Annotated in this window: 8 protein-coding genes; all 8 read right to left on the bottom strand. The window is 39.9% G+C overall.

The window, feature by feature from the left end:
- Positions 1–118: 118 nt before the first annotated feature.
- The 8 genes from KVG29_RS09655 to KVG29_RS09620 all read right to left on the bottom strand — a co-directional run bounded on the left by KVG29_RS09655 (position 119) and on the right by KVG29_RS09620 (position 9,239).
- Positions 119–394 carry an ADP-ribosylglycohydrolase family protein gene (locus tag KVG29_RS09655; protein ID WP_252228211.1) on the bottom strand — a complete coding sequence of 92 codons (276 nt, stop codon included), beginning with the start codon at positions 392–394 and terminating at the stop codon, positions 119–121.
- Positions 395–445: 51 nt separating this feature from the next.
- Positions 446–1,825, bottom strand: coding sequence for an alpha-amylase family glycosyl hydrolase (locus KVG29_RS09650; RefSeq protein ID WP_252228210.1), 1,380 nt, complete (start codon positions 1,823–1,825; stop codon positions 446–448).
- 151 nt (positions 1,826–1,976) lie between these two features.
- Positions 1,977–3,761 carry an extracellular solute-binding protein gene (locus tag KVG29_RS09645; RefSeq protein WP_252228209.1) on the bottom strand — a complete coding sequence of 595 codons (1,785 nt, stop codon included), beginning with the start codon at positions 3,759–3,761 and terminating at the stop codon, positions 1,977–1,979.
- 65 nt (positions 3,762–3,826) lie between these two features.
- Positions 3,827–4,720 (bottom strand): carbohydrate ABC transporter permease, encoded by an 894-nt coding sequence (locus KVG29_RS09640; RefSeq protein WP_252228207.1) that lies wholly within the window; start codon positions 4,718–4,720, stop codon positions 3,827–3,829.
- A gap of 15 nt (positions 4,721–4,735) precedes the next feature.
- Positions 4,736–5,689 carry an ABC transporter permease gene (locus KVG29_RS09635; protein ID WP_252228206.1) on the bottom strand — a complete coding sequence of 318 codons (954 nt, stop codon included), beginning with the start codon at positions 5,687–5,689 and terminating at the stop codon, positions 4,736–4,738.
- A 117-nt stretch (positions 5,690–5,806) separates the two neighbouring features.
- The gene (locus KVG29_RS09630; RefSeq protein ID WP_252228205.1) at positions 5,807–7,606 is read right to left on the bottom strand and encodes a sensor histidine kinase; all 1,800 of its coding nucleotides are present in this window, start codon (positions 7,604–7,606) and stop codon (positions 5,807–5,809) included.
- The gene (locus KVG29_RS09625) at positions 7,603–8,340 is read right to left on the bottom strand and encodes an AraC family transcriptional regulator (protein ID WP_252228204.1); all 738 of its coding nucleotides are present in this window, start codon (positions 8,338–8,340) and stop codon (positions 7,603–7,605) included. The genes KVG29_RS09630 and KVG29_RS09625 overlap by 4 nt, the downstream gene beginning before the upstream one ends.
- Complete coding sequence (locus tag KVG29_RS09620; protein WP_252228202.1) at positions 8,322–9,239, bottom strand: response regulator; 918 nt, start codon at positions 9,237–9,239, stop codon at positions 8,322–8,324. Before KVG29_RS09620 ends, KVG29_RS09625 begins: the two co-directional genes overlap by 19 nt.
- Positions 9,240–9,294: the final 55 nt, after the last annotated feature.

Raw genomic sequence — 9,294 nt, 5'->3', positions numbered from 1 at the left:
TGAGGATGAACCTTAGCCGGTCTTTTTGGCGTAAAAGAGAGAGAAATATACTGGAAATATTTAACATAGAAAATTAAGGCAAAATGTTATTATATGGTATTGTTAAAAAATTTACTCCTCATGGCTGTAGCAAGGTAAGTCCTATTTGCTCTGCTGTAATATCGGAAGTATAGGTATAATCCTCCAGAGCTCTTATGAAGAACATGGGTCCATTAGTGTCATCATCAGCCGCAAATTCCCGGTAATCCACCAAGTAACCATCAATCTCCCCATATACCTTTTCCAATCTTTCATAACTCCATCCCTCCACCGGTGCACCGTGCCGAACGCCAATAATTTTACCCAACAATCCTGCATAAACCTTTTCTATATAATTCTCAGGTATTCTTCCCATTACTTACTACACCTCTCCTTTTAATATAGTAGTATACACCATTTACGATAATTAGCTAGTTATTAAATATATGCCATACCCATAAGGTGGTAAGGAAATCTGTGCATTCTTTGACACTCTAATTTCTCTATTTGTAAAGACATCCTTTAATATCAATGAAGTATCAAGTTCTACATTTATATCAGCACTTACTTTCTGAAAATTCAAGACTACTAACACGCTCTGTAACCCATCCTTACTAGTACGAATGAATGCATAATATTTGGAATCATCATTTGTCCTTAACCTCCTTCTGCTGCCTGCCGTTTGAAGCGCGGGATAAGACTGTAAAGCCCTTATAATACTTTTGGCTTTATGCACATCCTCTTCAGGCCATGCTAAATTCAGAAGCCTGCTATCGGCATGAAACAGCTCACCCACTGTTGCGATGGTAGCTATTTCTAAAAGCCTCTGTTCATTCGATACTTCCTTATTCCAATAAGGCCCGAGATAGGTTACGCCTCTAGCAGCCACCACCCGGTCACGATATCTCCGTAGAGCTTCTTCAATCCCCGACGGATCTCCGGATTGTATGGCTTCTCCGATGACGTCATGCCCGCTCCACCATATGGAAAGCCCGTAATCCTGCACAGAATTATATCCACCTTCTGTGATCCACAATACGGAATCATCATTAAACCCGCCGGCTCCCTCGGGCTGAATATATTGATTAGGGTATTGACGAATAGCATCCGTTATGACTCTTTTGTTGATCTCCCAGTTGCAGTTGAGATACCAGTTAACAGCATCAAGGATCATGCCGTCAATCCCGGTCTCCAACCAGAATTTCAAAACCTTTGAGCACTCCTCCTGCCACCCCGGATCGCCAAAATTGAATTGCGGCAGTTCTACATCTCCATGAATCCCATTCCATTTTACCCAGTAATATTTCCCCGCCTCTTCATTATAGCACCAGTGTCCGTCGGTATCATTCATAAAATAAGGAGCCAGGCTTTTATCTAACTTCTCTGTGCCAGTATCACTCCAAAGAAACCACCGGGATTCCGTACTGTTAATACCTGCTTTGATATCCCTACATGCTTTGAGGAACGCCGGACAGTCCATTGCACAATATCCCATGTTTATAAAAATAATTATCGCCAACTCCTTTTCATGGCTGATTCTAATTAACTCCAAGAAGTCATCCATAGTACCGATTGCTGGGTCAATTGAATAATAATTGTAAACATCCAGCCCTCCATACTCTTTGCCGCCATGGTAAGGTGCAAATATCTCTATTGCATCAAACCCCCATTCCTTTACTTCATCGAGGCACTTTATGATATCTCTAATTGTTTGGCTATTCACTTTCGGCATAAACCTCATAATTCCCAAACACTGCTCCCACCACTGTTTCCTCATATCCCGGCGCATCATTCTCTCTTCAGGCATTTTTTCAACTCCCGCTAGTAATTAAAATAATCGAAATCAAATGTCGATTAATCCCGTTCAAAAATAAAAGCAAAAAACTTAAAACAGGAGAAGATATATAAAGCCGGGAAGGCCTTCCCGGCTTTTTTGTAACCCTCACAATCTTAGTATCTCATTGATTGTTATTGGACCTCCGGGAAGCAATTGTGTCATTAATGTATTTTTCCCACAGCGCTATCCCGTTTGTCTCCATCTGTTGAAGAGTCTCTTGATAGATCTGCTCTACTTCCACTTCGGACTCTGCCAATACCATCTTGGAAACAGCATCATCGATCAAGGCTTGCGCCTGTGCCAGCGCCATCGCCTCTGGGGATTCTGCGTCAACATAAATATCAACCTCATCATAGTCCTTGTAAAAAGTACCTACCCAGTCATTATGCCAGTTCAGGGGTGACTGTCTGACTTTCAAATCACGGGGATCCTTACCTTCCTCCGATTTATAATAAGGAGCCATCCAGTTATTAGCACCCTGTCCATCAGTAGTATAAGCGGGAATATTAATAACGCCTTGGAAAAATTGCAAACCACGCTTCCATCCATATTCCGGATCGGCCTGCATTTGTTGGTCTATTTCTGGGCTTATATCACGTTTGCCTTCGCTATTGATGATATAGTCTTCTCCTTCAATTCCCCAGCCATTCAGCACCAGACCTTCATCGCTGTACAGCCACTCAAAGAATCTAAACAACCGCGCAGGATCCGGACACTTATTTGTGACAACCATAGCGTTATTCCCTGTATACGCATAGTTGTACTGCCAGTGCTGTGTCACTCCCGGTGCCATCAGCTTCTGCGGGATATAAATCTTGTCTTTGGTACTCTCATCACGCAACAAACTATCATTTGCTGTATAGATCACGTCCCAGTTTCCAATCATGGAGAAGACCTTTCCACTGTTCATCTTCTGCTGGAACTGGTCATGCGTTTGAATAGGACCTTCTGGATCCATGAGTCCCTCCCTGTATAACTTATTGAGGAATTTAAAAAATTCCAGAAGTTCAGGAGCTTTGAAAACATACATGTAATTCTGCCCGTCTTTCGTTGCATACACCCCGCCGTATATCCCATGACTCAATACCTTGTACCCATACATGGATAAGGCTGCCCAAATCATATGCCCTCCCATCGTGCTGGACATGGACATGGCATAGTGATCGTTGTCTGGATACTTTTCCTTGTACGCTACCAGCGCATCATATAATTCATCCAGGTTGGTAATTTTTTTGCCGTAGACCTCTTCAACTTCCGGATACAGAACATACAGGACTCTATGCCACGGGAGCCACACCTGTTCATAATCGGAAGCCTCTAGATTTTCAACCGGTTCTTCTCCTTCCCTTAAGAGTTCCAGATCCTGAGTTAAATAATATAGCTTCCCTTCTTCATTTGAAAACCGATCAATGAGACTACCATTTTGAGGAAGATTGTATAGCTTATAAACCGTAGGAGCATACTTTTGAAGCAGGGGCTTTAAATCAATTAAATCGCCAGAACTTAAATATCTGTAGAACAAATTATCTCTCGGAAGCATGACAATATCAGTATAATCTTTGCTTGCAAGCATAATGCTCAATATTTCGCTGTCCTGTCCTCCACTTCCGCGAATGTCAAATGATACACCCGTCCTCTTAGCCATTTCGGCCAGAATTGGTGCATCACCTTTCATAGGATTTGCTCCACCTACAAAAATTGAAAAAGTTATTGGATTCTTGGCATCCTCAGCAATTGAAGGAATACCTTCTGTACCTGAGGCAGAGCCTTCTCCTTGCTGTTCATTTGAGCTCTGTTCCTCCTGAACCGATTCATTTTCTGTCTTGGCTCCACACCCCGCCAATAACGAAAGCAGTAAAGCCGCCGTCAAAATAATTACCAGAAACTTCCTAAACTCTTTTACCATTCATATCCCTCCTAAAATACAGTTTATGCAGGTTATTAACATGAAAGGTATTATCAGGTTATCCCTCACCCCTTCATGGAACCTACTAGCATTCCTTTGATGAAATATTTCTGAAGAAAAGGATAAACACATACAATAGGAACAGTTGTAACGATGGTGATAGCCATTCTAACAGATACTGGGTCTGCGGTCTGTACCTGTCGAATTCTTTGCATCTTCATTGCAGCTCTGGTAATCATCGTTCTGGCCTGGGCTTTCTGCATAACCTCCATCATTACAAACTGAAGGGTTTTAAGCGATTCCTTGGATGTAAAAAACAGAGTATCACGCCAGGAATTCCACTGATCCACAGCTGCAAATAAGGCAATTGTAGCAATCATAGGAGTAGATAATGGAAGTATAATTGTAAAGAAGATTCTCAGCTCATTTGCACCATCTATCAATGCAGCCTCTTCTAGAGCCTTCGGTAGCTGTATATAATAGGTCCTGAATAGTATGACAAACCACAGATTCACAAGGTAGGGTATAATGTAAACGGCAAAACTGTTTAAAAGGCCTAGAGACCGGTATAACATATAGACCGGGATCAAAGCTCCTCCACCCAAAAACATTGCCATAAAAAAGATGACCTTCATAGGTTTGTAGATTATATATTCAGGTTTTGTAAATACATAGGCAAACATGGCAGAACATAAAACAGTCAGTACAGTTCCTATAACAGTTCTACCCACGCTTACCAAGGCAGCATTCACAAGATCATTATTCTCAAAAACAATTCTGTAACTGTCCAAGGTAAACTTTCGGGGTAGAAAAAAGATCCCTCCCCTATTACTGTCGGCTGCCTCATTCAGCGATATGGCCAATACATATATAAATGGATATACCATGGAGGCAGCCATAACAGTCAACAGCACACCATTTACCCAATCAAAGATTTTCTCTCCCAAACTCTTTTTCATTTAGCTCCTCTCCTTCTACCATAGTGAATAGTCAGTAAATCTTTTGGCTAAGGTGTTGGATATGAATATGAGAATGAAACCTATGAAAATTTGCATTAAACTGACAGCAGTAGTAAAAGAATACATCCCCATATTTATACCATATCGATAAACATAGGTAGCAATGACATCTGAGGTATCCCGCGTCGCCGGATTACCCAGCAAATAGGATGCATCAAAACCTGCATTAAAGATATCTCCAAGACTTAAAATCCATAGCACAATTACAGTGGGTAAGATGGAAGGAATGGTGACATACCATATTTTCCTAAATCTACCACAGCCATCAACAGTAGCTGCTTCATATAGTTCTTGATCTACTCCTGCTATTGCTGCAAGATATATTATTGCTCCCCATCCGACCTCTTTCCACACATTGACCCCTGTTAACATATACCAGAATGTATTCTTATTCCACCAAAACTTGATTGGCTGTTTGACCAAGCCCAACTTTATCAGAATCTCATTTACCGGTCCCTGTAATCCAAGAATGGTAAGGAATAGATTTGCAATAACCACATAAGATACAAAATGAGGTAGGTAAGATATTGTTTGAATAGTCCGTTTAAACAGGATATTATTCACTTCATTAAGCATTAATGCCAATACCAATGGAAAAATATTTCCTGCTATAATATTTAAACCACTAATGGCTACTGTATTTCTCACAGCTCTTAACGCTTCAGGATTTTGGAAAAATGATATAAAATGGCGCAATCCTACCCATTCGCTCTTCCAAACCCCTTTATTAGGGTCATAATTTTGAAACGCCATTAGCCACCCATACATTGGCCCAAAGCAGAAAATAAAAATCCAAATTATAAACGGGACCGACATCAGTATAAGATATCGTTGTCTATACACGGTTCCCCATATTCGACTATTTGTAGCTCTTCCTGACTGGAGCTCCCTTCTTTTCTCCAATTTCATTGATTTCTCCCCCATAAGCTTAATCAACTTTGTTTTCATTATAGGCTACAAATAGTCAAAAAACAATATAAGAAATTTATCATTTCTATCGTAATTCAACACAATTGAGGCAACAATTCAAACATCTTGTTGAAGTGGAAGTAATATTCTAACTATTGTACCCACACCAGGCATGCTATTTAAACTTATTCCATACTCCGGCCCAAAATGGAGTTTTATCCTCTCGTCCACGTTCATAATTCCATATCCCCTCTGACTCTCGTGTTTATTCCTACTACCATTAAGAATGCTAATGATTTCTTCTTCATTCATTCCAATACCATCATCAATTACTTCTAATACTACATGATTGCCTTCGATATATCCTTTGATTTCTATATTCAATACGGATTCATCTTCCCTAATGGCATGATTGTAGCAATTTTCCACCAGTGGTTGCAAGGTAAGTTTCAAAATTTTGTAATTGTATAGGCATTCCTCAATGTTATAAGAAACGTATACTTTATCCCCAAAACGCATCCTCTGGATTCTTACATATGTCTTGATGTGCTCAATCTCTTGATGAAGCGTTATAATGTCAGTCCCACGGCTAAGGGAAAAGCGATAAAACTTAGCCAAATCAATAGCGGCATCTCTCAGTTCAGGAACGCCTCGCTTCAACGCAAGCCACCCTAAAGAGGAAAGCGAATTGTATAGAAAATGAGGATTGATCTGCGCCTGAAGGGCCCATAGTTCGGCTTGCTTTCTCTTAATATTGGCTTCATATACTTCTTCAAACATATATTCCAGTTTTTCAGTCATCTGATTATACAAAAGAGCAAGTTGTCCCACCTCATCACTACCGGTAAGGTTTATCTTATTCTTATAGTTGCCTTCTCCAACCTTTCGAACACCCTCCGCCAGCAAATTCAACCGTTGTGTTAGTTTCCCTGCCAACAGACGGGTCAGCACCCATAGACCAGCAATTGTCATCAAGCATATCATGAGGATAAAGTAATTTAATTTGGATGTATCCTTCATCAGATTTTTTAAAGGAATAACATATACAATCTTCCACTGATTATACATAGTGTTGTAAACAATCAGCGATTCATGTCCATTGACATTGAAAACAAACTCGCCACTATCATTTTCAAACACTCTTTTAATGTAGGGGAGGTTAACCAGGTTATCCCCAATAATTGTCTTGTCGCTTGCCGTAATCACATGTCCATTTGAGTGCAGAATATAGATGTCTTTATTATTGGATTCTGCTTCGATATACTCATGGATAATCTTCTGAGGTATCTCGATCTGCAAAATGCCAGCAATGTGAAAACCCCTCTTAAATTCATATAAAAGCGTGTGAAGTGCAATTACATCTTCTTTCTTCCAATTTTTATAGGTACTTGTCCATAGTTTTCCCGTATCGGTCTGCATTATTTCATGAAATAATGATGCCATGGTTTCTTCGTCTGCCAGTATAAAATATTCTCCATCGAACAAAAAGCTGTCATTAAAAAGCTGGACCGATATCCGACTGATATTGGAGTCTACAACCTTCAAAGTGTCCAATATAGTTCTCCCTTTCACAAAAGCATCATATGCTTCCAGTCTTCTTCTGTATCTCTTTGTTATCAGGTCTATCAATTCCTTATTAAAAAACACGCTCCTCGATATCTCCTCATACAATCCCAGCCTGTTTTTTATATTCTCTTCCAACTGAAGAACCGAGTAGCGTGCGTCCTCTTTTGCTAGCTCCAAAAGCACGGTGTTAATTCTCACATAAGAAAGAAACGCAATTGATAGGACAGCTATGGACACAAGAGCAAAATAGGAAACCGCCAGCTTTTTTTTAATCTTTGTGTTTTCCTCCCAGTGCTTGATTAAACCTCGTATTTTACAAAGCACTTTTCTAAATTTTATAAGCTTTTTCATAGTTCCTCCACCGATGCCATGTACTCTTTTGGCGAAACACCAAAGTACTGCTTGAATATCTGTCCAAAATAGGATACACTTCCATAGCCCACCTTCCGGGAAATATCGGATATCTTCAATGATGGGTCCTTCATCATTTCAGCGGCTTTTTTCATCCGAACCTGTGTAAGGTATTCCAGGATAGTCTGACCCGTTTCATTTTTAAAGATTTTTCTAATATAATTAGGAGAGAGATATACCTCTTGTGAAAGCAGTTCTACAGTAAGATCCTCAAAATACCGCTCATTGATAATATCAATAATCTTTTTAACAACACGGCTGTTTCTATCAGCACTTTTCCTGTGCATATACATGGCAAGTTCCTTCATCCTGGAAATAACCCATGATTTAACATCCAGAAAGGTTTCAAACGACAGAAGTTCTTCCAGCATTGTTACACGATCTCCAAATACATCAGACAGACATTCATTCCTTTCAGCCAGTAAACGTTCACCAATCTCCAAAATTCTCAAGCATAAATTCTGAATAAGTTTTTGAGAATTCTTTACCTTTGCTGGTAAATTATCAAAATATTGCTCCAAATACTCGCCTATTCCATGCTCATCTCCTGATAGAACAAATCTCGTAATGCCTGCCTGAAGATCTGCATATCTTAATTCTACCTCTTGTTCCATACCAATATCCCGCGGCACATCGGGTAATCCATTTGCCCATATCACCTTTCCGGAGCCCATATACCATTTTTATGCCTCGTTGCTGCCAAAGCTTCCTGATACAATTGGTGCAATTGTCTGCATGAGGATGCATTCTGGCTTATTCCAACGGTTGCAGTTATTCCATAATCTAACTCAATCCTTTCGATCATCTTTACCAAAACGGCTTCCATCGTTTGTTGCGTGTAACCTTCAGCTTGAGGAATAAGACAGGCGAAAAGATTATCTTCCATTTGCACTACTACACTACATAAATTACTGCCTACCATATCGTTGAAGCGATATAAGATTGACTGAGTTAACCTCAATTTTTGCTCCGTCGAAAACTTCTTTTCATAAATACGGTAATTATCCAGGCTTACTACAGCTACACGGTATGTGTTTGCCTCAAAAGAAATTCTGAATTCTCTTAACCGTGTCAACAACTCATCATTTAAATTGCTGGAACCCAAAAGCAAGCTTCTTAGAAATTGCTGCTGTAAAAGTGGAAGACTCTCTTCAATCTGTCGAGTTAGCATTTGTTTTTCTTCTTTGTTATGCTGCTCATATTCAAACTCATCTACCGCTTTCTTTATAACTGTAAAAAGTTCTTCCTTATCAATGGGTTTAAGCACATATCCACATACACCTAGAGAAATGGCTCTCTTTGCATACTCAAAATCCTGATATCCAGTGACAAAAATGATTTTGATATCAGGAAACTGCTTTTTTAAATGCGCTGCCAGCTCGATTCCGCTAATTCCTGGCATTCTTATGTCTGTAACAACAATATCTGGTTTTATCTGCTGTGCCATTTCCAATGCCTTTTTCCCGTTGGAAGCCTCACCCACCACTTCTATATTCAATTCCATCCACGCCAAAAGCTCCCTTATACCTTCCCGCTCCAACTTTTCATCATCCACTACCAGTATTTTGTACATAAAGACACACTCCTTAAGGCAAACAGTTGTGTAGCTAAATTTCTGGATATATGTA

This window comes from Caldicoprobacter algeriensis (assembly GCF_023838525.1).
In the GTDB taxonomy this organism is placed as follows: Bacteria; Bacillota; Clostridia; order Caldicoprobacterales; family Caldicoprobacteraceae; genus Caldicoprobacter; species Caldicoprobacter algeriensis.
This window is presented reverse-complemented; position numbering and strand designations above follow the sequence as displayed.